The organism is Nocardia uniformis NBRC 13702, assembly GCF_001613345.1.
GTDB classification, from domain to species: Bacteria; Actinomycetota; Actinomycetes; order Mycobacteriales; family Mycobacteriaceae; genus Nocardia; species Nocardia uniformis.
Genome location: NZ_BDCE01000070.1, coordinates 138,728 through 162,105, shown reverse-complemented (window position 1 = coordinate 162,105; position 23,378 = coordinate 138,728). Strand labels below are relative to the sequence as shown.

Below are 23,378 nucleotides of genomic sequence, written 5' to 3'. Positions count from 1 at the left end.
GCCATTCCGTTCGCAGTCAGCGGCCCGGGTTCCAGTGCAGGTCGCCGTCGTGGTAGTAGTAGCCGGGCTCGGACGGGTTCTCCACCCAGTGGTGTTCGTAGCCGTTCTCACCGAACTGGAGGATGTAGCCGGATGTGCCGTCATCGGTTCGGCCTCCGGGTCCCGCGGCCGCCGTGCCCACCGTGAGGGTGGCTGCGGCGGCCAGTCCCAGGAAGGCCGCGGTTATCCGGAAGCGACGGTGTCCGGAGCGGCTGACGGGCTCAATCGTTTCGGTCATATCTCCAGTATTCGGCGCTCCGCCCGTGATCGCATCGGGGCCGACACCCTGATCCATCCCTGAATCGAACCCTGATCCCGGTGCTGAAGACCACGAGGGTTGGCGCAGCATCGGTCCACGGCCGGAAACCGGGTACGAGGCGCGGATCTGCGGCGACCGATCGTGGTCCGAGGACCTCAGCGATGGTGACTTTCGGCCGTCACCCTCAGCGGCGCGACACGGAATGCTCGATCACAACAGAGAATTCTTCGACAAGCGAGGGGCTGGCGTCATGACACACCTCCATGACAGCAGGGCGACCGGAACCACGGGCACGGGTGCTGGAAGCCGGCATCCCGATCATGACACTGTCCGTGCCGCAGTGGCGATGGCCGTGCGCGCGCCCTCGGTGCACAACACCCAGCCGTGGCTGTGGCGGGTCGGCGACACCACCGTGCACCTGTACGCCGACCAGAGCCGCCGACTGCCGCACACCGATCCGGATGAGCGTGATCTGCTGCTGAGTTGTGGTGCGGCACTGCATCATCTGCGGGTAGCGGCGCGGGGGTTCGGCTGGGATACGCGGGTGCACCGGCTACCGAATCCGGCTGACCCCGATCATCTGGCCGCGATCGAGTTCCGCGCCGCCGCACCGACCGAGGAGTCGGTGCGGATGGCGCGGGCGATCGGTATGCGGCGCAGTGATCGCCGGAGGTTCACCTCCTGGGAGGTGCCCGCGGGACATCTGGTGAAGCTGAGCGCCGCCGGAGCCGATAACGGGGTACTGGTACGTGATATCGATTCCGGGCCGGAGCGCTTCCATCTGTTGAGCGCCTTCGAACAAGCCGCTCGGATCCATGCGAACGATTTCTCCTACGGCGCCGAGCTGTCGCAGTGGAGTGGCCGCCACGCGACGTCGGAGGGCGTGCCCGCACGCAACGCGGTCGCGGCCGGCGATCCGACTGTGCGGCCGTTCTCGAACCCCGGACTGTCCGAGGCGGTGATCCACGATCGGGACGTGACCGACCACCTGGTGGTGTTGAGTACCGCCGGTGACGACCGGCTGTCCCGGCTGCGCGCCGGAGAGGCCACCAGTGCCGTGCTGCTCACGGCGACGATCGCGGGACTGGCCACCTGCCCGTTGACCGAACCCCTCGAGGTCTCCGCCATCCGAGACGCGATTCGCACGGATGTACTCGATGACAGCGGTTACCCGCAGATGATCATCCGGGTGGGGTGGGCCGCGACATCGGCGCCCGAAATCCCGCGGACACCGCGGCGGTCACTCGCCGATGTCGTGCAGCCATTGTGATGCGTGGCCAGCGATTTCGAGGGGATGTGGTCGCGATGTCGGATTCCACGGCACTGCCGCTTCGGCTGTGGCGGGTGCAACCGCTGAGCGCCAATCCGCTCATGCGCACGTCGGATCGGTTCGAGGCGGTGATACGCGTGCTCGCGATCGCGCTGGCGATGCTCGCGGTACCCCTGGCCGGAGCTGCCGGTACCGCGGCGTACACATCCAGCGCGGAGCGGATACGCACCGACAACTCCGCGAAAACCGTTGTGACGGCCACGGTTACGGGGGATCCGGAGCGAAAGATCCGGGCGGAGCACAACGGGACCGAGGAGTGGTTCGAGGCACCCGTACGGTGGAGTCTGGAGGGCCGGTCCGCGATGGCGAACGTCAGTGTGCCCGGCTCGACGGCAGCGGGCGACGCCGTTCCGGTGTGGATCGGTCCCGACGGTACACCGACCGGTGCGCCACAGTCGCCCGGCGCGGCGGCCGCACACGGGATAGCGCGCGGGCTACTGGTCCTGCTCGCGATATGGGGCGGTTCGGTAGCGGTGGTCGTATTCGTCGACTTGCTGTTGAGCGGTAGACGCAATGCACGTTGGGAATCGGAATGGCGCAGCCTGAATCGCCCGCTGGGCCACGACGCCCAGTGACTCCTGGAAGGGAAGAGACTATGACCGATCGAATCAATTCCGAAGGCGGGCAGGTAAATCCGCAGATCGTAGTGGCAGTGGACGGTTCCGCCGCCGCGTATGCCGCCACCGCGTGGGCCGCGGTGGACGCCGACCTGCGGCGGTGCCCGCTGCACATCGTCACTTCGTTGGGCATTCCCACCGACTACGGGCCCGGCGCGACACTGACGGATCCGGATGTCGAGTGGCTGCGCACCGACGGCGAACGCGTACTGACCGAAGCGACGCGGGTGGCCCGGACAGTGGTATCGGCCCCCGCCATCACCAGTGAGGTGATCTTCGGCCCGATCATCGCCGATCTCATCGACCGTTCGAGACAGGCGACCATGCTGGTCGTCGGCAGTCGCGGGTTGGGTACGTTCCAACGCGGACTACTCGGTTCGGTGAGCACCGCGATGTCCCGGCACGCGCATTGCCCGGTGGCCGTGGTGCATTCGACCTCCGCGACCGACGCGTTCTCGATCGGGAAGCCGGTGCTGGTCGGCGTGGACGGCACCCCCAACAGCATGCCGGCGATCGAACTCGCCTTCGAGGAGGCGTCACGGCGCAAGGTCAGTGTCGTCGCCCTGCACGCCTGGAGCGATGTGGGCGGACCGGACCTGCTCCTGGATGGCTGGGACGCGGTCCGCGAGCACGAGGAGACGCGCTTGGCCGAGAGCCTCGCCGATGTCGCCGCGCGCTATCCGGAGGTGTCGGTCCGGCGGGTGCTGGTCCGCGACCGCCCGGTGCGCTCGCTGCTCGACGAATCGGAGAACGCCCAGCTGGTGGTGGTGGGCAGTCATGGGCGGGGTGGTTTCACCGGAATGCTGCTGGGTTCCACCAGCGCGGCTCTGCTGCATTCGGTGGACTGCCCGATCATCGTGGTTCGTACTCGCTGACCGAGACGTCGGCACGTCGAACTATTCGAGATAGCCGGTGACGGCCGCCTCGCCCGGGCGACGGGTGGTCAGCGCAGAATCGCCGACCACCGGAGCTGAGTACCGGGCCGATTGCCCTCGGCGTCCGGATCGGGGCCGAGAACGAATTCTCCACCCACCTCCTCGGCGCGCCGTGCGAGATTGGTGAGGCCGCTCGGGGTGATGTTCTCCGGGATGCCACAGCCGTCATCGGTGACGACGATGACCAATTCGTCGGCGACCCCGATCTCGACAGCGACCGTGGACGCGCCCGCGTGCCGCACGGCGTTGCTGACCGCCTCGCGGATAACGGCTTCGGCATGGTCGGCCAGTTCGGGTGCGACAACCGACAGTGGGCCCGCGATCTGCACCGAACTGCGGATCTCGGTATTGCCGGTGTGCTGCCGGACGATCTCCTCGATGCGCTGCCGCAGCCGGGTGGTGGTTCCGGAGCCGCTGTGCAGGTCGAAGATCGAGGTCCGGATTTCCTGGACGACCTCTTGCAGATCGTTGACCACGTCGAGAAGTCGCTCCCGTACTTCGGGGACCCGAACGCGGGGGATGGTGCCCTGCAGAGTGAGGCCGCTGGCGAACAGCCGCTGGATAACGTGATCGTGTAGATCGCGGGCAATGCGGTCGCGGTCGGTGAGTACGTCGATCTCTCGCATTCGCCGGTGCGCGACGGCCAACTGCATGGCGAGCGCGGCCTGATCGGTGAAAGCGGCTGTCAATTCGAAGATTTCGTTGTCGTAGGGCGGGGATCCGGCCGGGCGCAGGGTGACCAGGATGCCGAGCGTGGTGTCCGGTGTCTGCAGGGGCAGCACCATCGCCGCACCCGCGTCGGGGAAGATCGCGCCGAGGTCGGTGCCGTGCGCGTCGGCCAGGCGATCCGCCGTGCGGTCGCGGAAGACCTTGCCCACGATGGTGCCCGGTACCGGCAAGGTGGGCTGGGGAGGTTTCCCGGCTCCGTGCCACTGTGTGATGCGCAGCTCGGTGACTTCGTCCGGTGCGCTGTCCGGATCGGTGACGACCGCGAGGAAAGCATGCTCCGAGCGGGTGAGCTCGCAGGCGTGATCGACGAAATTGGACAGCACCCGGTCGGTGTCGGTGCCGGCGAGGAATTCGGTGGTCAGATCGCGGATCGACTCGATCCAGGCCTGCCGGGTCCGCGAGGATTCGTAGAGCCGGGCATTGTCGATGGCGATCCCCGCCGCGGCCGCCAAGGCCTGAACGACGACCTCGTCGTCATCGGTGAACGACAGCCCGCCCGCCTTCTCGGTGAGATAGAGGTTGCCGAAGATCTCGTTGCGAATGCGCACGGGTACGCCGAGGAAGGTATTCATGGGCGGATGGTTGGCGGGGAAGCCGACCGAGGAGGAGTGGTCGGCGATATTGTCGAGGCGAATCGTTTTCGGTTGGGTGAACAGCAGGCCCAGTACGCCGTGACCGCGCGGGAGGTCGCCGATCCGGGCGCGGGTAGGTTCGTCGATGCCCTCGTAGATGAACTGGCTCAGGTCCTGATCGTGGCCGCGGACGCCGAGCGCCCCGTATTGGGCATCTACGAGGCTGATGGCGGTGTGCACGATGGTGGTCAGCGTCTGGTCGAGGTCCAGACCGGCGGTGACGGTGAGCATGGCTTCGACGAGTCCGTCCACGCGGTCGCGGGCATCGATGATCTGCTCGACCCGGTCTTTGACCTCCGCGAGGAGTTCCCGCAGGCGGAGTTGGCCGAGGGTGTCACGGACGAAATTCGAGGCGGGTCCGGGCTGCTCGGTCATGTCGAACAGCCCGAATACGGACGGTTTTGCCGGTCACTCACCCTCCCAGTGAATCATGTCCGGATCGTCGCCGCCGACACGAAACATCGACCGGCGTGGAAAGTCAGTCCGTCAGCGATGTCCGCGCATGTCCGAGCAGGATCCGACGTTCCGCGGCGGCGACGCCGCGACGGGTCGCCGCGACGGCGTCCGGAGTCACCGAAACCGAGGTGATACCCATCCTGACCAGGTGTTCGGCGAATTCCGGCCGGTTCGACGGAGCCTGCCCGCACAGCGAGGAGGTAATGCCGAGCCGCCGGGCGGTGCTGATAATGCGTCCGATGGCGTCCAGTACCGCCGGATCGGATTCGTCGAACAGTTCCGCGCATTCCTCGGAGTCGCGATCCACGCCGAGCATCAACTGAGTGAGGTCGTTGCTGCCGATGGAGACGCCGTCGATACCCATGCCGACGTATTCGGGTAGCCAATGCACCACCGACGGCACCTCGGCCATGACCCATCGGTGTAGTCCACGCTGGCGACCTAGCGGGCTCGCGTCGACCAATTCCAGGCACTGCTCCAGCTCCCAGCGGGTGCGGACGAAGGGAATCATCAGATGCAGGTTGGGAGTGCGCTCGCGTACTCGGGCCAGGGCGGTGAGTTCGAGGCGGAACAGTTCCGGCTCCCGGATGTAGCGGTAGCAGCCCCGGTAGCCGATCATCGGATTGCGTTCCTGGGGCTCGTAGCGGGTACCGCCCTGCAGGGCACGGAATTCGTTGCTGCGCAGGTCGGTCGCGCGATAGATCACCGGCCGGGGCGCGAAGGCCGCGGCGATGCGGTACAGCGAATCCGACATCCGCTCCACGAAGGACTGTTCCTCACCGCGCGCGATGAGGTCGCGCGGATGACGTCCGTCGAGTGCCTGGGTGAGCAGTGTTTCCGCACGCAACAGTCCGACGCCGTCGACATCGCTGAGCGCCACCTTCTCGGCGACCTCGGGGAGGGCGAGGTTGACATAGACGCGCGTACCGGTGGTTTCGGACGCGGGAGCGGTCGGCGTGGCCGAGCGTGGCGCGGTGGTGACCGCCGCGGATTCGGTTCGGCCCGCGTAGACCTGACCGGTGGAACCATCGACCGTGACCCAGGTGCCGTCCGTCAGGGTGGTGGTGCCGGTGCGGGTCCCGACCACGCAGGGGACGCCGAGTTCCCGGGCGACGATCGCGGCGTGGCAGGTCATCCCGCCACTGTCGGTGACCACGGCGGCGGCCCGGATAATGGTGGGCAGCCAGTCCGGATTGGTCATCGGGGCGACCAGGACGTCACCGTCGTGCAGTGCCGAACCCTCGGCCGGCGATTGCAGGACGCGCACCAGTCCGCTCGCCCGGCCCGGCGCCGCGGCCAGGCCGCGCAATAGCACCTGCGTCGGAACGGATTGGGCGGCAGCGGAACTCGGCTGATGTTCAGGGAGCATGGTGATCGGTCTGGCCTGAACCAGCCAGAGCCGCTCGTCGTCGAAGGCCCACTCCACGTCCTGGGGCAGGCCGCCGTGATGGCGCTGTACCCGCAGGGCGAGCGCCGCCACCGCCACGGCCTGCTCATCGGTCAGCGTCGGCGTGGCCATCTCGGTGTCGGTCAGGTTCACGTGCCGGTCACCATCGGTGCCGGGCACGATGGCGAAACGCTGATCACCGGTATGGGTTTCCAGCAGTGTCGGACCGTCCGCGTCGAGCAGATAGGTGTCCGGTTCGACCGCACCCGATACCACGACCTCACCTTGGCCGCGGGCGGCGTCGATGACCACGCGATCGCGGCGGCCGGTCGCCGGATCGGCGGTGAAAGCCACCCCGGCCTGTCGCGCGGTCACCATGCGCTGCACCACCACCGCCATTTCGGGCCGCTCCCGCATGTCGCGGCGGGCCCGATAGGTCAGCACCCGGGGAGTGAACAGCGAAGCCCAGCAGTCCACCAGCGCGTGCAGGAGCTGGTCGTCACCACGAATATTGGTGCGGGACAAGTTCATTCCCGCGAAGGAGGCCGTCGCGCCGTCCTCGCCGATGGCGGAGGAGCGGACCGCGACCGCCACCGCGTCGCCGAGGCGGTGATAGGCGGCTAGTACCGTCTCCCGCACGGCGGGTTCCGGATCGGTCGCGTGCACGAGTGCGCGCATGCTCCCGCACAGTTCGTCCAATCGGCGGGCGTCCTCCGGTGTCGCGCCCATCGCGGCCCGCAGTGCCTGCTCGTGCAGTGCGTCGAGTTGCGCACCGGTCGTTCCATTGTCGAGCATCTCGTCGTACGCGGCTTTGAGTACAACGAATCCGGGTGGCACCGGCAGCTGAGCCGCCACCAGTTCACCGAGATTCGCGCCCTTCCCGCCGGCGCGGTCGGCATCGGCCATCCGCAGTTCAGCGATATCGGCCACGTAGTCGCCCATTACTGCTCCGATCCCTCGAATGTCGTCTGCTGCCAGCCTCTCTCGGTGGCGTGCGGTACGACATGGCCGAAGGTCCCCTCGATTGCGGGCGTTGGACCCGTGCACCCCGGTCGTTACTCGCGGGACCCTTGATAGTGCCGGGAAAGACCCCGGATGTCCGCCCGCAGCGGCGGGCCACGCCAATTCGCGCGACAGGCCGACACGATGACTCACCTACGCCCGCTGGATTCGGGATTCATGGAACTCGAGGACGGCGACCGCCACATCAGCCTCGGTATCGGCGCGATCGCGATTCTCGCCGGGACTCCGCCGATGCGAGCCGAATTCGCCGACGCCCTCGTCGACCGACTGGCCTCGCATATCCGGCTGCGGCAGAAGGTGCGTCGCGCCCCGCTGGACCTGACCGCACCCGTATGGGAAGACGATCCGGAATTCGATGTAGCCCACCATATTCGGTGGACCGCGCTACCCGATCCGGGCGATGAGGCGGCGCTGTGTGAACTGGTGTCGACCGAACTCGCCGAGCGGCTGGATCGCGACCATCCGCTGTGGCAGTGCACGGTGGTCGAGCGTCTCGCGGATGACCGCTGGGCGCTCATCATCAAGGCACACCACAGCCTCGTGGATGGGGTTTCCGGGATCTCGTTGTTCGAGAGCCTGTGTGATCGGCCGAAAGTGGTAGCCGAGGCAACGCCGTCCACCGCGGTCGAGAAGGACTCCGCGGCAAGCTGGTTCGAACTGTTCATGAAGGGAGTTCGGCTACCCGTCGAGCTGCCGCGGCAGGTGCTCGGTCTGGCGGGAAGTCTGATTCCGGTGGCACTGGCGGCCGTCACTCCGGCGGCAGAATCGTCGTTGAACGGTCCGATCGGCACCATGCGCCGCTACGTCGTCGCCCGCACCACCCTGACCGACGCCCACGAGATCGGCGCGGCGTACGGCACGACTGTGAATGATGTGGTGCTGGCCGCGGTCGCCGCCGCGTACCGCGCGCTGTTATTGGGTCGGGGCGAGCGGCCGACCGGCGATACGCTGCGCATTTTGGTGCCGGTGTCGACGCGCGGCATTGAGGCGAAATACATTCCCGACAACAGAGTTTCGGCCATGCTGCCGTTCCTGCCCCTCGATATCAGCGATCCGGTCGCGCGGCTCACCGAAATCCATACCCGGCTGTCACACCACAAGTCCAAGGGCGAGACACAGGCCGAGACCACGCTGCTGACACTGGCGGACCGGCTGCCCTTCGCGCCCATCGCCTGGGGCGTTCGCCTGGCCGCGCACCTGCCCCAGCGCGGGGTCGGCGCGGTCGCCACCAATATCCCCGGCCCACGCCGTGAACTGACAATGCACGGCAGACGCGTGCTCGAACTGCTCCCGGCCGTCCCCACCGCCATGCGCCTACGCACGGCGATAGCCATCCTCAGCTACGGCGACCAGCTGAGCTTCGGCATTACCGGCGACTACGACACCACACCCGATCTCGCGGTCCTCGCCGAGGGCATCGAGAGCGAATTCCAGACCCTGCTCGAGCACGCCCGTCAGCACGCCTCCGATCGCGGCCCCGTCGGGTCGTCCGCGCACTAGGCTCGATAGATGCGGGCGTGGCGTGTCGAGCAACCTGGGACGATCGATCGCGGGCCGATGCGGTACGAGGAGGCGGAGGTCCCGGAACCGGGTCCGGGGGAACTGCTGGTGCGGGTGCTGGCCTGCGGGGTGTGCAGGACGGATCTGCACGTGGTGGAGGGGGATCTGCCGACGCACCGCGCCCGGGTCGTACCCGGGCACGAGGTGGTGGGGGAGGTCACCGCACTCGGGGCCGGGAGCGCCGGGGAATTCGGCATCGGGGATCGGGTGGGCATCGCCTGGCTGCGGTACACCTGCGGACAGTGCCGATACTGTCTGCGCGGAGCCGAGAACCTGTGCCCCCGGTCGCGCTACACCGGCTGGGACGCCGACGGCGGCTACGCGGAGTACACGACGGTACCCGCGGATTTCGCCCATCCACTCCCGAAGGGCTACAGCGATGCCGAGCTCGCGCCACTGCTGTGTGCCGGGATCATCGGATACCGCGCGCTCGAACGCGCGGCACTGCCGTCGGGAGGACGGTTGGGCATCTACGGATTCGGTGGCAGTGCCCATATCGCCGCGCAGGTCGCACTCGCTCGGGGTGCGCAAGTCCATGTGATGACCCGAGACGCGGTCGCGCGGGCACTCGCGCTGGAGCTGGGGGCGAGCTCCGCGCAGGGAGCCGCGGACCCGCCGCCCGTGGCGCTCGATGCCGCCATTCTCTTCGCGCCGGTGGGCGACCTCGTCCCACCCGCACTGGAGGCCCTCGACCGCGGCGGGATCCTGTCCATCGCGGGAATCCACCTCAGCGATATCCCCGTTCTGAACTATCAGCGGCACCTGTTCCAGGAAAGGGAGATCCGGTCGGTCACCGCCAACACGCGGGTCGATGCCCGTGAATTCCTCGGATTCGCCGCGGAACACCGTCTCGAGGTGACTGTCCACCCGTATCCACTGGATCGGGCCGATCGGGCGCTCGCCGATCTGGCTCATGGTCGCTTCGCGGGGGCGGCGGTGCTGGTGCCGTAGCAGGGTCTACCCCTGGTCCGCTGTCGCGTCCGACGCCCGTTCGCCGGTGACTCCGATCGGCAGGCCCAGCGCGGAACGGGTGCAGGCGAGTGCCAGGTCGGTGGCGGTGACCACGCCGCTCAGGCGGCCGTCACCGTCGATGACGGCGATAGCGTCGAGGTTGGGACGCAGGACAGTTCGGGCCGCGGCGTCGGCGACATGTTCGTCCGCGTGCGCGATTGCGGAGGCGGGCAGCCGCCGGGCTATAGCGCGAACCAAAGTGGTGTCGCGTAGGAGTTCGGGAACAGCGAGCACGTCCGGCCAGGCGATTACGGCGACCGGTCGGCCGGAATCGTCGACGACGGGGAAGACCCGGTGGTTGGTGTGCACCGCCTCCGAGCGCAAGAGTCCGCCCACCGTTTCCGAGCCCCGTACGGCTATCGGGCGCGCGGTCATGACCTCGTGAACTCTGGTGTCACCCAGACGATGACGCATACCGGCTACTACCAGCTCGGTGTGCGCGGCCGTCCGCAGGAACCAGCCGAGTAGCGCCAGCCACACACCGCCCAGGTGTCCGAACAGCCACAGTTCGGCAATGCCGAGGATGATCAACGCGGTGCCGAGAATCTGCCCGGCGCGGGCCGCGATCACCGCGGCGCGCAGACGATCGCGGGTGCGCCACCAGACGATGGCACGCAGCACCCGGCCGCCGTCCAAGGGCGCGCCGGGCAGCATATTGAATACCGCCAGCACGATATTCATCGTGGCAAGCCAGATCAGAACAGCGGTGATCGGACTGTTCGGGCTGATCACCGAGGTGAGCGCCGCGGCGCCGAGGCCGGTGGCTCCGATCACCAGGCTGGTGGCCGGGCCCGCGAGGGCGATACGCAGGTCGGCGCGCGCATTCGGCGGCTCCTCGGCGAGCTCGGCGACACCGCCCAGTAGCCACAGCACGATGTGGTCGACCCGGACGCCATTGCGGCGGGCCACGATCGCATGCGCCAGCTCGTGTCCGAGCAGTGACGCGCACAGGGCGAGCGCCCCGGCGACCGCCGAGATCCACACGACGGAGATGTCGGCGGTGCCGTCGAGGTAGACGGCGAGTACCCAGGCGAATAGGCCGACGGTGACCAGCGCCGACCAATGCGCGCCGATCCGGATACCAGCGACCTGTCCCAAAGGAATCGTTGCGCGCACGGTGGTGCCTCTCTGTGCTGTCGAAGTGCTCATCCGGCCCGAGATCGCGCCGCTGCCGCCGAGGGGGATCCGCCTTGGCGGTGATGCCGCAACACTGCGGGTGCCTCTCGGACGCAGGTGGATTCGTTCTCGGGTAGCGGCGTGCCCCGAGTCTGTCCGGAATACCCGGTGCGCCGAAACTGCCGTTCGGCCCGAATCGGCGGGCCCATGGTCGTCACGATCGCGTCGGTCGCCGTGAGCCGTTCGGGCCGGTGTGGCGAGGCATCCGCAGAAGGGGGCCGGTGGTGTCGTGACGAGCGGCGACAGATGAGAGTGCGCGGCCCGGGGAAGGCGCTGGGGCCACGGCACCGCCGCTCCGCTGGCGGTGACCGGCGGGTCCCGGCCGCGGTCACGACGTCGCGGGCGAGTACTCGACCAAGTCGTGCAGTGCGGCGATGAGTAGCCGCCGGGCTTCCGCTGCGACCGGGCGCAGCGCCGGCACCCCGGTGGCGTCGACCAGCACGTCCGGGTCGGCCGCCTCGACCACGATGCCCGTATCCACCGAGCGCACAACGACATTGCACGGCAGCAGCAGGCCGGCCTCGGGGTCGGCCGCCAACGCGCGATGGGCGAGTCGGGGATTGCAGGCGCCGAGGATCAGATAGTTCTCGATGTGCTCGCCCAGCTTCTCCTGTAGCGTCGCCCGGACATCGATCTCGGTGATCACGCCGAATCCCTGCCGCTGCAATGCTTCCCGGGTGCGTGCGACCGCGTCCTCGAACGAGGTGTCGAGATGTACGGCGATACCCGGTGCGGGAATCACCGGAATCCGGATCTCGGTGATCAGGCGTCGCGGATCGGTGACCTCGTCGGGGCCGATGAGATATGCCTCGGTCGGCGGTCCCGCGGATCGATAGCCGTTCTCCCGCATCCAGTTCTGCAGAGCGCGGTAGGCGGCGTCGAGCTCGCCGTAACCGCCGCGGTGGCAGGTGCGGGCGACGAGATGGTCGGGTTGCACCACCAGCACCGCACCCGAGGCGGGTCCGAGCCGGGGGGCGGGCTCCACCGGAATACCGAAGTCGACCACGATCGAACCGACCTGGCCCGGCTCCTCGGCGAAAGTGATGGTGGGTGCGCCGCTGGTGGTCAATCCGGCGCGTTCGGCCGTGGCCGCCAAGTCCCGCATGCCCTCGGCGATATCGGTGCCCAGTCGGTCCGCCCGGATCTCGCGTGGCAGGCAGAGCACGGTCTGCGGCACCGCCCGAACCAGATTCACCTGGTATTCCATGGAGCCCTCCTCAGTTCGTTGTGCCGAGCGTGCGCGCCGCGGCCGGGCGTGAACAGGGGAGAAGGTCCCGCCCGGGGCGGGTCCTACCGCCGCATCTGCGGGGAAGTGACAGAGGGCCCGGCTTCACGGCCTTTGCGCGCTGCCGGACGGGTCGCGCGTGACTTTGACTGGAGGCTCAGAGATGGCGGCGATCCGGAGGCGATCGGGCAATCGCGGCACGCCCATCGACGAGGACGATTACTGACGACCATCGGCTCGTGCGTCGGCTTCCGCACCGATGGTGGCGGATGACCCGGGGTCGGCAATCTCGGCAGGGCTGAAGGTGATCATGGTTGGGACCTTTGACCCTGTTGGGCGCGGCGGCGCGTCTGCTGCAATGGCAAGGTAGCGGCATATTTCGGGTTACGGAGAGCAAATGCCGCGCAATGACTGCTACGGCGCTCGGTGAGGTATCGGCGCGATCGGATGGAAAGGTGGTGCGTCGGGCGGTGATCGGGATTCCGGGCAACGGTGAGCATGGTTGCCGAATGATCGAACTCGATCGGGAGGAGTCCATGCGGCTGCTGACGGCCGCGACTTTCGGCCGCGTGGTGTTCACCCGCGACGCGCTGCCCGCCATCCGTCCGGTCAATCACCTGGTGGACGCCGGGACCATTATCGTCCGCACGCGGCTCACCTCGCGGCTCACCTCGGCCGTACGCGACTCCCGCAACCAAGTGGTCGCCTACGAGGCGGACGCCATCGACCCGGACAGCCATATCGGCTGGTCGGTCGTGGTGACCGGGTTCGCGCACACCATCACCGACCCCGAACGCGTCGATCGCTACGAGCGACTGCTGCGACCATGGGTCGACAAGGTCATGGATACCGTGATCGCTATCGAGCCGACGCTCGTCACCGGTGTGCGACTGGTCGCCGATACGGGTGATCCGCTGCCGGAAGAACCACCGATAGTCCTCTCGGAGAAGTGATTTCGTCCCTATTCGCGGTGCGGTCGGTACGCGATTGTCGAGGTTGACCCCATCGCAGAGAGGACGAACTCATGGACTGGCCGACCGCCGCGGTGATGATCGCGCTGATTATCGCGCTCACCGCCATCATCACCTCCTATCTCGCCACCCGCACGCCGAAGCAGTAGGAGATCAATGCTGGAACTGGCGAACGGCACCGCACACCATGGCCTTTCGGTCCATGAGGTGGCGTTGCTGTGGGAAACCGACCCGGGTCGCGGCCTCTCGACCGGCGAAGCCGCGCAGCGGCTGACCCGCTTCGGCCCGAACCGTCTGCCCGCCACCACGACCGCCGGGGTCGTACGGCGGATACTGCGCCAGTTCCACCACCCGCTCATCTATGTACTGCTGGCCGCCGCGGCGATTACCGCGGCGCTGTCGGAGTACGTCGATTCGGCCGTGATCCTGGGGGTGGTGCTGGTCAATGCCGCCGTCGGATTCATTCAGGAATCCAAGGCCGAAGCGGCGCTGGACGCCCTGCGTTCGATGGTGCAGACCCAGGCCACCGTGGTGCGTGACGGCCGCAGCCGCACCGTCACCTCGGACGAACTAGTACCCGGTGATCTGGTCACCCTCGAGTCCGGCGACAAGGTCCCCGCGGATGTGCGGCTGATTCGGATCACGGAGTTGCGAGTCGACGAATCAGCACTCACCGGTGAATCGATGCCGGTGGCCAAGGACGAGGTCGTACTGCCCACGACCACACCGGTATCCGATCGTCGCAATATGGTCTACTCGGGCACGCTCGTCACCGCGGGTGGTGGCGCGGGAATCGTGGTCGCCACCGGCGCCGAGACCGAACTCGGCGAAATCCACCGTCTGGTCGGGGCTTCCGAGCGCCTGGCTACCCCGCTGACCCGCAAGCTCGCCGAATTCAGCAAGATTCTGACCGTCGTCATCCTGGTGCTGGCGGCGGCCACGTTCGGCGTGGGTGTGCTGCGCGGGGAGGCGGCGGTGGACATGTTCACCGCCGCCATCGCGCTGGCCGTGGGCGCGATCCCCGAGGGACTACCGGCGGCGGTCACCATCACCCTGGCCGTCGGCGTATCCCGAATGGCGCGGCGGCGGGCGGTGATTCGCCGACTGCCCGCGGTGGAGACACTGGGCAGCACCACGGTCGTCTGCTCCGATAAGACCGGCACCCTGACCGAGAACCAGATGACGGTGCGGACCGTGTGGACGCCGGACGGGCGCTACGACGTCGACGGCTCGGGCTACAGTCCCGAAGGCACACTGCGAGACGCTCGTGGCGCAGACGTGTCGATGGATGACCATGTGGCGCTGCGATGGTCGTTACTCGCCGGCGCGGCCTGCACCGACGCGGTCCTCACCGAAGAGGATGGGCGGTGGGGCATCGTCGGCGATCCGACCGAAGGCGCGATGGTGGTCGCCGCCGCCAAGGCGGGAATCACCGCGAGCGAGGTCGCACGGTCGCTACCGCGCACGGCCACCATGCCTTTCAGCTCCGAACGCCGCTATATGGCCACCCTGCACCGCGATACCACCGCGTCGCGTCCCGGCGACGGGGTGGCACTGGTCAAGGGTGCGGTCGAACAGGTCATGGCCCAATGCCTGGGCATGCTGGGTGAGGACGGGCGGACCCGGCCACTCGACCGCGACACGATCATGGGTGCGGCCGACGAATTGGCCCGGCAGGGACTGCGCGTGCTCGCCACCGCCGTGCGGCCTTCCTTCGAATCGGCCGACCTCACCGCGAATACCTTGCGGGGCAACCTGATCCTGACCGGGCTGCAAGCCATGCTGGATCCGCCGCGCACCGCCGCCGCGGGTGCGGTCGCGGCCTGCCGGGCGGCGGGCATCGAGGTGAAGATGATCACCGGGGATCACCTCGGCACCGCGACCGCCGTCGCCGACCACGTGGGGCTACTCGACGGTGCTTCGGACGTCGAGCGAATGGGGCTCACCGGTGCGGAAATGTCCGCGCTGTCCGCGGCGGAATTCACTGACGCGGCGGAGCGCACGCGGGTATTCGCGCGGGTGTCGCCGGAGCAGAAGCTGCGGTTGGTCGAAGCCTTGCAGGCGCACGGCCACGTGGTGGCCATGACCGGTGACGGCGTGAACGACGCCCCGGCACTGCGTCGCGCGGATATCGGGGTGGCCATGGGCCGCGGCGGTACCGAGGTCGCCAAGGATGCCGCCGATATGGTGTTGGTGGACAACGACTTCGCGACCATGGAAGCCGCGGTCGAGGAGGGGCGCGGCGTCTTCGACAACATCACCAAATTCATCGCGTGGACCCTGCCCACCAATATTGCCGAGGGGCTGGTGATTCTGGCGGCGGTGGTCGCAGGTGCCGCCCTGCCGATCCTGCCCACTCAGATTCTGTGGATCAATATGACCACCGCCGTCGCGCTCGGTTTGGTGCTGACCTTCGAACCGAAGGAACCCGGCATCATGAACCGCCCACCCCGCGACCCGGATCAGCCATTGCTCACCCGGGCGCTGGTGACGCGGATCCTGCTGGTGTCGGCGCTGCTGGTGGCGGGCTCGTGGTGGTTGTTCGAGTGGGAGGTCGCACACGGGGCCGAGCTCGAGGCGGCCCGGACCGCGGCGGTGAACCTCTTCGTGGCGGTCGAAGCGATCTACCTGTTGAGCTGCCGCTCCCTGACCCGGTCGATCTGGCGGATCGGCCTGTTCAGCAACCCGTGGCTCATCGCCGGCGTCACGATCCAGATCATCGGCCAGCTCGCGCTCACCTACCTGCCCGCCATGAATACCATCTTCGGCACCGCGCCCATTACCGCGGACACCTGGCTGCGCATCGCGGCCGTTACCGCGATTGCCGGAGCGGTAGTGGCCGTCGACAAGGGATTGCGCCGCAAATACGGTGCGACGGAATGAGATTGCCGCTCTCCGGCATGGCCGGCGGCACGGTCCGGGTCAGCGGGAAGCCCCCTCCCGCGTATTCGCCTGGAAGTGCTCGACGAGCAGGCGGGACAGCGGTTCGGGTGCTTCATCGGGAATCCAATGTGACACACCTGGCAAGACTTCGAGCCGGAAAGGCGCGTCGACATACTGCTTGGTCAGCTTGACCCCGGTGGCGAGGACCGCGGTGTCGCCGTCGCTCCAGACCTGTAGCACCGGGACGGTGACCCGGCCGCGCAACAGGCGCGGCGAGGAAAACGGCATGCCCCGGTACCAATGCAAGCCGCCACGCGCGATCACGCGGTCGCGCAGGCGGTCACCCTCGCGGCGAGCGACCTGCACGGACAGGCCGGTGCGCCGCAGGAACTGTTGAAATAGTTCGGTGCGAACCGCCAGTTCGGGAATGACCGGCAGCTGAAAGACGTACATGTACCACGACGCGAGCCCCTGCCGACTGGTGAGCATGGCGCGGGTGAACGCACCCGGATGCGGCACCGATAGCGCCGACAGCGACAGCAGTCGGTCGGGCCTCGAAATGGCCGCGGCCCACGCCGCCGCCGCGCCCCAATCGTGGCCGACCACATGGGTCGGCCGACCGATGCGGTCGATCATCGCCACCACGTCCGCGGCCAGTTCGTCGAGCCGATACGCCCACCGCCAGCGCGGCGCCGCGGTCGGACTGGCGCCGCGCAGGTCCGGCGAGAATGTCCGGTACCCAGCCTGATTCAGCAGTTTCGCGACCGTGGTCCAACTGCGTGAGTCCTGCGGCCAGCCGTGCAGCAGCAGCACCGGCTCGCCCGCGATCGGCCCGGAATCGCGGACCGGGAACATCAGTCCATCCCGGTGAAATGCGGTGATGCGGCCCGTGTCGCTCGCGCGGTCGCCTGGCTCGGGAACGGATACGTCGGTCGTCGTTGACACCTGTACCTCCAAAGGTCGGAGCATTATCGCTACAGCGTGTCACATCAAATTATTTAACGCTACTGTCGGTTACATATAGAGTTGCCAGTGCGGCCGACGCCCCGGTCATCGCTGGTGGCTACCCGCGCTACGCGGTACGCCGACGCTCAGAGGATGTGCTGGCGTTGCAGCGATCGGAAGGAGAAGAACCCTATCGCCGAGGGCAACCAGAAGGTCGCCAGCCGGTAGGCGAGCACTCCGGCCACCGCGGCCGCACTGGGCACACCACCCACCATGAGGCCCGCGACGAGTGCGGCCTCCACGACACCGAGTCCGGCGGGGGTGGGGCTGGCCGCCCCGAGCGCCGAGCCACCGAGAAATACGGCAGCGACGAGTGCGGGTGAGGGCGTGCCGCCGAATGCGTGCACCGCGAAGCCCAGCGCCGCGATGTAACCGATATTCGCGGCCAGGTGCCCACCGATCAGCATTGTCGCCCGTCGTGGTCGCCGCAGGACTGCGGCCATGGCGCCGGCGGTATCGCGCAGTTCCGAGAGCCAGCCGGGTCGCCGCACCAGTACGGCAATGGCGACACCGAGGGCGGTCATGGCGGCGACGAAACCGATGAGCAGCGTCCAGCCGCTGGGGAGCGCGTCGGTGAGCATTTGCCGAGATTGCCCGAGCCACAACCCGACTCCGGCCAGTTCCAGCATATGTAGGACGAAGGCCGAGCTCACCGTGAGAGCCAGGGTCGCGACTGCGCTGGCTCGGGACAGGCCGGAGCGCTCCAGATAGCGTTCGTTGACCGCGGTGCCGCCGAGCCCGTACGGTGCGAGGCGGTTCGCGAACGAGGTCGCCAGCTGGACATTCAGGGTGCGCCCGAAAGCGAGGGCGCGCGGGCTGGCACCCATGAGGGTGACGGACGCGGCGATATAGGTGGCCGCCGACATGGCGAGCATGCCCGCCAACCATTCCCACTGTGCGTCGTCGATGGTCGTGATGATCTGTCTGTACTGACCGATCTGCGGGAGCAGTACGTAGGTCGCGAAGACCGTCGCCGCGATCCAGCCGAGGGTGCGCCATCGGAATCGCACGAGAACCTCCGGGGGGACGGTGTCGGTGCCGGTCACCGCCGCTACAGCCGACCTCACCTCGTCGAGCAGACCGCGACTGCTGCGGGCCGCGCTGCGGGTGGCCGCCGCCAGTGCCAGCGGCTGCAATAGCGGTGCGGCACTGGTCAAGGCGTCCGCGCCCAGTACGGCATGGGCGGCCGCGACGGTGCGCCGCACCCCGACCCGCAGGCTCATCGATACCAGTAGTTCCGCGACATCGGCCGCGAGCCGATGGTCCGAGGCACCGGATTCGCCGAAGCCGAAATCGACGACCCATGGTGTGCGGTGCTCGTCGAGCAGGATATTGGCCAGGCGCAGGTCTCGGTGCGCGATACGCGCGGCCCGCAGCAGTGCGACCTGACCCCAGATCTCGCGCAGCACCTCATCGGAAATCTCGACGGTCGAGCGCGCGAGATTGCGTCCGGGAACGCGGGTTTCGGCGAGCCAGGCATCGCCACCGGCGGCGACGCCGACCGACACGATGTCGGGCGTGCGCACCCCGGCGCGCTGTGCGAGTAGCGCCACGAAAGCCTCGTGTTCGGCTTCCTGTTTCGGTGTGGCGAACGGTGATTCGTCCTCGACTTCGCGAAATATGAGGTGGCGGAACAGTTTGAAGAGCAGGTCGGCATTGCGCTCGTGGTAGCCGATCACCTTCACGAACAGGTCGGCATCGCCGCCGGTGGTGCCGGTCGTGACGAGAAACGGGCGGGAACCCCGGGCGTCCAGGGCAACCGGGACGACTCGTATCGCGGGCAGTCCGGCGGCGACGAGGGCCTTCAGCACCGCAGGCGCTTCGGCGCGATGTACCGGCGCTCCCCACAGCAGATGCAGAGCGGCGGCGATCGTCCAACCGAGTGCGGCTCCGCCGAAGACATCCAGCACCAGATGCGCGCCGACGAAGACGCGCGAGAGCGCGACCGTGGCCGCGAGCGCCCAGACCACGCGCCGCCAGGGCCGGGGCAGCCATGGCGCCGCGGCCGCCGCCAGCGCCGCCGCCACAGCGGCATGTCCCGAGACGAAGCCGAGCCCTCCCTGCATCGAGCGCAGGGTCAAATCCTCGAGCAACATATCGGGCCGCGCGCGACCGACGAGCGACTTCACCTCGATCGCGAGGAAATAGGAGATGACCCCCGCGGCGGCGACATCACGGGCCAGTCCGTACCGGCGGGCCGCCAGCGCCGCGACCGCGGCCACACCGACCGCACCGATGGTGCCGAGTTGCATGACGGGCCACAGCACCGGCAACACCCAGGACGGCAGATCGTTGATCAGCCGGAACAGGTCGACCTCGAGCGGCGGTACATCGGTGTGCCGGGCCACCAGTGCGGAAATCACCAGCGCCACCAGACCGAGGGCGACTCGCACGGCATCGCCGAAGTGCCGCTGCACCACGGTCGGATACCGCTGCTCCGGTGGGATGGCGGCGGATGCGGCTGTGCCCGTGGTGGTTTCGGTGATCGTCATCGCTCCTCGACTTCTCTGCGGTGAATCCGCACTCTCCCAAGAGAAGTCACCCGCGCTCCAGAGGCCTTCGGCTCGGACGTCGGGGCCGATAGGCCCTGCGGTTGATGGCTGCGGGGTGCGGCCGCCGCCTTCGTGACGCCGACGAGCAGCGTCAGGAGTGCGCCGATCGCGATACCCGCACCCGCTCCGCCGATGACGTCCAGGGGCGTGTGCGCGCCGAGATAGATGCGTGAGAATCCGGCCGCCACCACGGCTGCCCCCATGGCTAGCCGGGTTCGGTGGCCGAGATACGGAACCAGCAGGGTTGTCATCCCGAACAGGATTACCGCATGTCCCGAAGGAAATGCCGAGCCCGCGGTCGGCACATCGCGCAGAATCGCCGTGGATATGGTGGCGCCGGGGCGCGGCCGGTGCACGATCGCCTTCAGAATGTCATGTTCCACAAAGAGTTTCGCGGGTACGAGGAATATCAGCGCAATGGCGACACGTGGCCGCCGCAGCGCGAGCGCCGCGAGAGCGGCAATGAGCGGAGCGCCCAGTACACCGAGCAGCTGTACGGCCCACATCGGTCGATACAGCAGGTCCGGCAACCCGTTTATCAGCCCGAATACCCAGCGATCGACGCGATCGGCGACCGTCCATTCCGACAACCCCGCTGCTCCGGTGGTCAGGGTGACTCCGGCGGCTGCGAGCCACAGGTAGATCGGTGACCGCTCGGGCCGCGTCATCGACATCATCTCGCTGCGGTCGGACGGTCGGAACGCGAACCACTTACCCGCCACCCGGCATCTCGAGGATCTCCGCGAGCGGGCGGCGCGGTGTCGGGAGCACATCGTCATCCGGTTCGGCAGCGATGCCGATGCGGACGAGGACCTGAGGGAGTTCGGACCGGCCGGTGAGCTCGCGGACAATGGCGCGGCTGCCCCGCAGTTCGATGAGGTGGGTCAGCGGGCAGGTCGAGAAACCGGCGACGGTGGATTCCAGCAGCACCGTCGACAGCGACTCACCGCAGCGCACCAGATCCTCGGCGGTGTCGGTATCGGTGGACAAGACGATGACTGTCGAGCGGTCCGAGGGAAGTTCGACCCGGGCGGTCGCGGCGAGTTCGTTCGGGAAGCTGCGGCCGACATCGACGCGCGCCCGTTCCTGCGCGGTGGACAGTGCTCTGCGTGGGACACCGGAGGATGCGATGGTATGCCCCGTCCACCAGTGTAATTCGGCCTGATATTCGGAGTCGTAGCGGCGCAGCGCGGCGGTGAGTTCGGAGGCGTGCGCGAGGCGCGGGCGACTCTGCGGCGGTAAGACGGTGAGGAGCACGTCGGTGGGATCGATGAGGGTACGCAATACCGTCTCGAAATCCGTCCAGCCGGTCGGTGCCGCGAACGTTCGGCGATCGGTGTGCCGCCGGGTAATGGCAGCGGCGCGATCGCGATCGGCATCGGTGACGACCGTCGCCGGAGGGAAGGTGATGGTGGCCAGATGTTCGCGTCGATTCGGATCCGGGAATCGCGCGACGCTACAGCGCCAGCCCGCCGCCGCCATGGCGACCCGCAAATGGTCCAGCGCGATGCCGCAGCTGAGGAGCCGCTGCCGCCCGGCGGTGTCGGTGGCGGGCAGTCTGCGATCAGGCACCGCGTACAGCCGCAACGCCGCACCGTCGAATACCCAGTGCCAGGGCTGGCTGTTGTGCAGCGAGGGTGCTCGACCGGCCAGCAGGACGGCCTTCTCGATGATTTCACCAGTTGGATGGGGGTTCATAACGCCACGGTAGGACTACGGGGGCACCGTGTGAGGGGTCGTTGGTCATCGATTCCGGGGACTTGGGAAACGTGTCCGTCGGACGACCCCCGCGACGGTGGGAACTACTGCCGCGCGGCGGGCTCGTACCGAACCCTCAACGCTCGCGCAGGGATTCGATCGCCGCCCGGAGCTTGGTGGCAGCCTCCTCGGCGATGGGTTCGAGCGCGGGTTCATCGGTGACCTGAACCATCAGATCGGGGTTCATGGCTTCGACGATGATGGTGTCGTCGGACTCCGGGTCGCGGCGGACCACCACATTGCACGGCAGTAGGAGTCCGATCTGGCGGTTCACTCCGACCGCGCGGTGTGCCAGCGGCGGATTACAGGCGCCGAGGATACGGTAGTCCTCCATATCCGCGCCGAGTTTGGCCTTCAGGGTGGCTTTCATATCGATCTCGGTGAGAATGCCGAACCCCTGCTCGGACAGGGCTTTCCGGGTTCGGTCGAGAGCCTCGTCGAAATCGGTGTGCAGGGTGGTGGACAGGGCCAGATTCATGTGCGTGTCATCCCATCGTGTGATGCGCACTCGCGGCCGGATCGGTCAGGCGAGTGCGAGAAACAGTTTTTCGAGTTCGGCTTCGGTCATCGGTTCGGAGCCGTCGGCGGCGTCTCCGGTGAGGCATTCGCGCAACCCGGTGGCGACGATCTTGAAGCCGGCGCGGTCGAGGGCGCGCGAGACAGCGGCCAGCTGGGTGACCACCTCTTTGCAGTCGCGCCCCTGCTCGATCATGGAGATCACGCCGGCGAGCTGGCCGTTGGCACGGCGCAGCCGGTTGAGCACTTGGTTGATGGTTTCCTCATTGCCGACCATGGTGTTTCCTTTCCCGGTTCTCTCGATCGAGAATACCCGTAGGGGTATCCCCGGGCTCGCAGCGTGCCGGGCTCGGAGCTGGCGAAGTCAGTGGTGGCAAATGGCGAGGGAGTCGGTCACCACATTCTCCTTTCATACCCCTGGGGGTATTCTGAACACTGGATCGAACATACCCCCAGGGGTATCGAGTTGAAAGGTGGCATCCGGCACACGGCGCCGATGTCCTCCGATGGCGGTACGGAAGGTAGTGAAATGGCAGCGATTGACCTCTATATCGATCCGGTGTGCCCATTCGGGTGGGTGACCGCGCAGTGGCTCCTGGCCGCGACTCGCGCGGCGGAAGTCCCGGTCGAGCTGAAGCAGATGAGCTTGGCCGCTCTCAATGAGGGGCAGGATGTCGACGCCCATCATCAGCCCATGATCGACAGCTCGCGACGCCTGGGCCGACTCTTCGCGGCCGTCTCCGAAAAGCACGGGGCCGAGGGATTCACGCGCCTGTATCGAGCCGTCGGCACGAGCGTGCACGTGCATCGGAATCAGCTCACCGACAAGGTGATTGCCGAGATACTCGCCGAACTGGGAATGGACCCGACGCTGCTCGACATCCTCGATGACGCCGGTGTGGACGGCGCGGTTGCCAGTGCGCACGCAGCCAGTCAGCAGGCGCTCGGTGGCAGGGGCGGCAGTCCGATCATCGCCATCGACGGCCACGGCTTCTTCGGCCCGGTGCTGACACGAATTCCCGACCCGGACAACGGCGCGGCGTTACTGCACGCGGTTATCGCCGCGGCGAGAACACCGGGATTCGCGGTCCTGCAACGGCCGTACTCGGGTCCGCCCGCCACCGAGCAACACGAGGAGAACAACTGATGTGCTACCCCGCGCGATGCCGTACCTGCGGTAAGACCACGTGGTCGGGTTGTGGTGCCCACATCGAGCAGGTGCGCGCCGAGGTCGCCGACGAGCAGTGGTGCCGCGGGCACCCGGAACAACCCGCCGGTCCACGTTGGTGGCAACGACGTTGACCGCGCCGCGCG

The 23,378-nt window shown here is 67.7% G+C and carries 20 protein-coding genes; 9 read left to right on the top strand and 11 right to left on the bottom strand.

The features are described 5' to 3' along the window. Positions 1–16: 16 nt before the first annotated feature. Positions 17–277: a hypothetical protein gene (locus tag NU1_RS26540; RefSeq protein WP_157553064.1), complete on the bottom strand. Its 261-nt coding sequence runs from the start codon at positions 275–277 to the stop codon at positions 17–19. Between the two features lie 271 nt (positions 278–548). Here NU1_RS26540 and NU1_RS26535 point away from each other — a divergent pair, with 271 nt between their 5' ends. Genes NU1_RS26535 through NU1_RS26525 form a run of 3 tightly spaced genes read left to right on the top strand, consistent with a single transcriptional unit; the run spans position 549 to position 3,120 of the window. Then, positions 549–1,568: an Acg family FMN-binding oxidoreductase gene (locus NU1_RS26535; RefSeq protein ID WP_245720320.1), complete on the top strand. Its 1,020-nt coding sequence runs from the start codon at positions 549–551 to the stop codon at positions 1,566–1,568. A 35-nt stretch (positions 1,569–1,603) separates the two neighbouring features. Next, positions 1,604–2,203: an Rv1733c family protein gene (locus tag NU1_RS26530; RefSeq protein ID WP_067525406.1), complete on the top strand. Its 600-nt coding sequence runs from the start codon at positions 1,604–1,606 to the stop codon at positions 2,201–2,203. A gap of 20 nt (positions 2,204–2,223) precedes the next feature. Continuing rightward, on the top strand, positions 2,224–3,120 hold the full coding sequence (locus NU1_RS26525; RefSeq protein ID WP_067525404.1) for a universal stress protein: 897 nt from the start codon (positions 2,224–2,226) through the stop codon (positions 3,118–3,120). Between the two features lie 68 nt (positions 3,121–3,188). Here the strand turns inward: NU1_RS26525 and NU1_RS26520 are convergent, their stop codons facing one another. Both NU1_RS26520 and ppsA read right to left on the bottom strand, forming a co-directional pair. Continuing rightward, entirely contained in the window at positions 3,189–4,916 is a 1,728-nt protein-coding gene (locus tag NU1_RS26520) for a GAF domain-containing sensor histidine kinase (RefSeq protein ID WP_067525402.1), read from the bottom strand. 103 nt (positions 4,917–5,019) lie between these two features. Then, positions 5,020–7,326 carry a phosphoenolpyruvate synthase gene (ppsA, locus tag NU1_RS26515; protein ID WP_067525400.1) on the bottom strand — a complete coding sequence of 769 codons (2,307 nt, stop codon included), beginning with the start codon at positions 7,324–7,326 and terminating at the stop codon, positions 5,020–5,022. Between the two features lie 204 nt (positions 7,327–7,530). Here ppsA and NU1_RS26510 point away from each other — a divergent pair, with 204 nt between their 5' ends. Together NU1_RS26510 and NU1_RS26505 are read left to right on the top strand one after the other, a co-directional pair. Next, positions 7,531–8,907, top strand: a complete 1,377-nt coding sequence (locus tag NU1_RS26510; protein ID WP_067525480.1) for a wax ester/triacylglycerol synthase family O-acyltransferase — start codon at positions 7,531–7,533, stop codon at positions 8,905–8,907. A gap of 9 nt (positions 8,908–8,916) precedes the next feature. Further along, positions 8,917–9,918 (top strand): zinc-binding alcohol dehydrogenase family protein, encoded by a 1,002-nt coding sequence (locus tag NU1_RS26505; protein ID WP_067525398.1) that lies wholly within the window; start codon positions 8,917–8,919, stop codon positions 9,916–9,918. 6 nt (positions 9,919–9,924) lie between these two features. On the opposite strand, the gene NU1_RS26500 is transcribed toward NU1_RS26505, so the two are convergent. Together NU1_RS26500 and NU1_RS44350 are read right to left on the bottom strand one after the other, a co-directional pair. Then, positions 9,925–11,094 (bottom strand): site-2 protease family protein, encoded by a 1,170-nt coding sequence (locus tag NU1_RS26500; RefSeq protein WP_245720319.1) that lies wholly within the window; start codon positions 11,092–11,094, stop codon positions 9,925–9,927. 388 nt (positions 11,095–11,482) lie between these two features. Further along, on the bottom strand, positions 11,483–12,361 hold the full coding sequence (locus NU1_RS44350) for a DUF302 domain-containing protein (protein ID WP_084521821.1): 879 nt from the start codon (positions 12,359–12,361) through the stop codon (positions 11,483–11,485). Positions 12,362–12,888: 527 nt separating this feature from the next. Between NU1_RS44350 and NU1_RS26490 the strand changes: the two genes are divergently transcribed. Both NU1_RS26490 and NU1_RS26485 read left to right on the top strand, forming a co-directional pair. Continuing rightward, positions 12,889–13,332 (top strand): pyridoxamine 5'-phosphate oxidase family protein, encoded by a 444-nt coding sequence (locus NU1_RS26490; protein ID WP_067525476.1) that lies wholly within the window; start codon positions 12,889–12,891, stop codon positions 13,330–13,332. A 174-nt stretch (positions 13,333–13,506) separates the two neighbouring features. After that, entirely contained in the window at positions 13,507–16,233 is a 2,727-nt protein-coding gene (locus NU1_RS26485; protein WP_067525394.1) for an HAD-IC family P-type ATPase, read from the top strand. 39 nt (positions 16,234–16,272) lie between these two features. Here the strand turns inward: NU1_RS26485 and NU1_RS26480 are convergent, their stop codons facing one another. The 6 genes from NU1_RS26480 to NU1_RS26455 form a co-directional block, all read right to left on the bottom strand. Continuing rightward, complete coding sequence (locus NU1_RS26480) at positions 16,273–17,088, bottom strand: alpha/beta fold hydrolase (protein ID WP_067525474.1); 816 nt, start codon at positions 17,086–17,088, stop codon at positions 16,273–16,275. A gap of 236 nt (positions 17,089–17,324) precedes the next feature. After that, complete coding sequence (locus NU1_RS26475) at positions 17,325–19,730, bottom strand: lysylphosphatidylglycerol synthase domain-containing protein (protein WP_067525392.1); 2,406 nt, start codon at positions 19,728–19,730, stop codon at positions 17,325–17,327. After that, entirely contained in the window at positions 19,727–20,458 is a 732-nt protein-coding gene (locus NU1_RS26470) for a phosphatase PAP2 family protein (RefSeq protein ID WP_084521829.1), read from the bottom strand. Before NU1_RS26470 ends, NU1_RS26475 begins: the two co-directional genes overlap by 4 nt. Positions 20,459–20,501: 43 nt before the next feature. Continuing rightward, positions 20,502–21,488, bottom strand: a complete 987-nt coding sequence (locus tag NU1_RS26465) for an Acg family FMN-binding oxidoreductase (protein WP_067525388.1) — start codon at positions 21,486–21,488, stop codon at positions 20,502–20,504. Positions 21,489–21,624: 136 nt separating this feature from the next. Further along, on the bottom strand, positions 21,625–22,026 hold the full coding sequence (locus tag NU1_RS26460; RefSeq protein ID WP_067525472.1) for a DUF302 domain-containing protein: 402 nt from the start codon (positions 22,024–22,026) through the stop codon (positions 21,625–21,627). 45 nt (positions 22,027–22,071) lie between these two features. Then, positions 22,072–22,341 carry a metal-sensitive transcriptional regulator gene (locus NU1_RS26455; RefSeq protein WP_067525386.1) on the bottom strand — a complete coding sequence of 90 codons (270 nt, stop codon included), beginning with the start codon at positions 22,339–22,341 and terminating at the stop codon, positions 22,072–22,074. A gap of 252 nt (positions 22,342–22,593) precedes the next feature. Between NU1_RS26455 and NU1_RS26450 the strand changes: the two genes are divergently transcribed. Further along, positions 22,594–23,211: a mycothiol-dependent nitroreductase Rv2466c family protein gene (locus tag NU1_RS26450; protein ID WP_067525470.1), complete on the top strand. Its 618-nt coding sequence runs from the start codon at positions 22,594–22,596 to the stop codon at positions 23,209–23,211. Further along, on the top strand, positions 23,211–23,366 hold the full coding sequence (locus NU1_RS44530; protein WP_503826551.1) for a DUF8730 family Cys-rich protein: 156 nt from the start codon (positions 23,211–23,213) through the stop codon (positions 23,364–23,366). Before NU1_RS26450 ends, NU1_RS44530 begins: the two co-directional genes overlap by 1 nt. Positions 23,367–23,378: the final 12 nt, after the last annotated feature.

What these genes read in the sequence shown, in the direction of transcription:
- NU1_RS26540 (WP_157553064.1), bottom strand. Translation starts at nt 277, where the DNA reads ATGACCGAAACGATTGAGCCCGTCAGCCGCTCCGGACACCGTCGCTTC.
- NU1_RS26535 (WP_245720320.1), top strand. Translation starts at nt 549, where the DNA reads ATGACACACCTCCATGACAGCAGGGCGACCGGAACCACGGGCACGGGT.
- NU1_RS26530 (WP_067525406.1), top strand. Translation starts at nt 1,604, where the DNA reads ATGTCGGATTCCACGGCACTGCCGCTTCGGCTGTGGCGGGTGCAACCG.
- NU1_RS26525 (WP_067525404.1), top strand. Translation starts at nt 2,224, where the DNA reads ATGACCGATCGAATCAATTCCGAAGGCGGGCAGGTAAATCCGCAGATC.
- NU1_RS26520 (WP_067525402.1), bottom strand. Translation starts at nt 4,916, where the DNA reads ATGACCGAGCAGCCCGGACCCGCCTCGAATTTCGTCCGTGACACCCTC.
- ppsA (WP_067525400.1), bottom strand. Translation starts at nt 7,326, where the DNA reads ATGGGCGACTACGTGGCCGATATCGCTGAACTGCGGATGGCCGATGCC.
- NU1_RS26510 (WP_067525480.1), top strand. Translation starts at nt 7,531, where the DNA reads ATGACTCACCTACGCCCGCTGGATTCGGGATTCATGGAACTCGAGGAC.
- NU1_RS26505 (WP_067525398.1), top strand. Translation starts at nt 8,917, where the DNA reads ATGCGGGCGTGGCGTGTCGAGCAACCTGGGACGATCGATCGCGGGCCG.
- NU1_RS44350 (WP_084521821.1), bottom strand. Translation starts at nt 12,361, where the DNA reads ATGGAATACCAGGTGAATCTGGTTCGGGCGGTGCCGCAGACCGTGCTC.
- NU1_RS26490 (WP_067525476.1), top strand. Translation starts at nt 12,889, where the DNA reads ATGATCGAACTCGATCGGGAGGAGTCCATGCGGCTGCTGACGGCCGCG.
- NU1_RS26485 (WP_067525394.1), top strand. Translation starts at nt 13,507, where the DNA reads ATGCTGGAACTGGCGAACGGCACCGCACACCATGGCCTTTCGGTCCAT.
- NU1_RS26480 (WP_067525474.1), bottom strand. Translation starts at nt 17,088, where the DNA reads ATGTTCCCGGTCCGCGATTCCGGGCCGATCGCGGGCGAGCCGGTGCTG.
- NU1_RS26475 (WP_067525392.1), bottom strand. Translation starts at nt 19,730, where the DNA reads ATGACGATCACCGAAACCACCACGGGCACAGCCGCATCCGCCGCCATC.
- NU1_RS26470 (WP_084521829.1), bottom strand. Translation starts at nt 20,458, where the DNA reads ATGACGCGGCCCGAGCGGTCACCGATCTACCTGTGGCTCGCAGCCGCC.
- NU1_RS26465 (WP_067525388.1), bottom strand. Translation starts at nt 21,488, where the DNA reads ATGAACCCCCATCCAACTGGTGAAATCATCGAGAAGGCCGTCCTGCTG.
- NU1_RS26460 (WP_067525472.1), bottom strand. Translation starts at nt 22,026, where the DNA reads ATGAATCTGGCCCTGTCCACCACCCTGCACACCGATTTCGACGAGGCT.
- NU1_RS26455 (WP_067525386.1), bottom strand. Translation starts at nt 22,341, where the DNA reads ATGGTCGGCAATGAGGAAACCATCAACCAAGTGCTCAACCGGCTGCGC.
- NU1_RS26450 (WP_067525470.1), top strand. Translation starts at nt 22,594, where the DNA reads ATGGCAGCGATTGACCTCTATATCGATCCGGTGTGCCCATTCGGGTGG.
- NU1_RS44530 (WP_503826551.1), top strand. Translation starts at nt 23,211, where the DNA reads ATGTGCTACCCCGCGCGATGCCGTACCTGCGGTAAGACCACGTGGTCG.